The sequence below is a fragment of the Bradyrhizobium sp. 160 genome (genome assembly GCF_023073735.1).
In the GTDB taxonomy this organism is placed as follows: Bacteria; Pseudomonadota; Alphaproteobacteria; order Rhizobiales; family Xanthobacteraceae; genus Bradyrhizobium.
Genome location: NZ_JADPKD010000072.1, coordinates 1 through 1,178, shown reverse-complemented (window position 1 = coordinate 1,178; position 1,178 = coordinate 1). Strand labels below are relative to the sequence as shown.

Annotated in this window: 1 protein-coding gene; it reads right to left on the bottom strand. The window is 66.4% G+C overall.

Features of this window, described 5'->3' with window-relative positions; translation table 11 throughout:
- A partial coding sequence (locus tag IVA98_RS31035) for a chemotaxis protein CheA (protein WP_247356169.1) occupies nucleotides 1-1,176 on the bottom strand: 1,176 nt, incomplete at its 3' end.
- Between the last annotated feature and the right edge of the window lie 2 nt (nucleotides 1,177-1,178).

Genomic DNA, 1,178 nt, shown 5'->3' with positions numbered 1-1,178 from the left:
GCGAATGGTGCCCTGCTCGCCCTTGCCGGCCGCCAAGCGCTCGGCGGGGGTCTCGAGGCCATGATCGGCGGAGTTGCGCACCATATGGGTGAGCGGGTCCTTGATCAAATCGAGCACCTGACGGTCGAGCTCGGTGTCGGCGCCGTGCATCTCCAACTCGATCTGCTTGCCGAGTTCGCTCGAGAGGTCGCGGACGATGCGGGGCAGCTTCTGCCAGGCATTGCCGATCGGCTGCATGCGCGTCTTCATGACGCCCTCCTGCAGCTCGGCGGTGACGTTGGACAGCCGCTGCAACGGCACCTTGAACTCGGTATCGTCGTTGCGGCGGGAGATCTCCAAAAGCTGGTTGCGGGTCAGGACCAGCTCGGAGACCATGGTCATCAGGTGCTCCAGCGTATCCACGTTGACGCGGATCGACTGGTTGGCGATGCGGTCGCCTTCGGCGGCGCCCTCGTCGGCCAGCGACCGCTTCGGCGCCGGCTTGTCCTTGGGTTTTGCAGCGTCCTTGGCCGTTTCCTTGGCCGCAGGCGCCGGGGCGTCAAGCGCCGGCGCGGGCGCAGCCCTGACTTCCGCCTTGGCCACCGCTGCAACGGGCACCGGCGCTTCGATCGCGGTCTCGCGGAAGGCACGCTCGAGCTCGTCGAGCGAGACCTCGCCCGGACGCAACGGACGTTCCAGGGTCTGCTCGATCAGCGCGCCGGTGGTCATCGCTTTGGCCGGCGCGGCGGCCGGGGCTTCCGGCACCAAAGGCGGGGCATCGGCGACGGGAGCTGCGCTGGCGCCTGCTGCCATGGCCGCCATGCCCTGCTCGACCATCGCTTCCAGCTTGTCGATGAGGTCGCGGTCGTTACCTTCCGGCTCGGCTTCGCTCGCCTCCAGCCCGGCCAGAATCTCCTTGATGCGGTCGATCGAGGACAGGATCACCGTCACCGCCTGCCCGGTCACCGGCATGCCGTCACGGAATTTGCCCATCAAGGTCTCGCCGGCATGCGCCAGCGCTTCCAGCCGCGGCAGCCCGAGGAAGCCGCAGGTGCCCTTGATGGTGTGGACCAGGCGGAAGATGTTATCCAGGATCTTGGCGTTGTTCGGCTCCTGCTCGAACTTCACCAATTGATTGTCGACGGTGTCCAGGCTCTCGCTGGTCTCCGTCAAAAACTCCCGCAACAGATCATCCATGA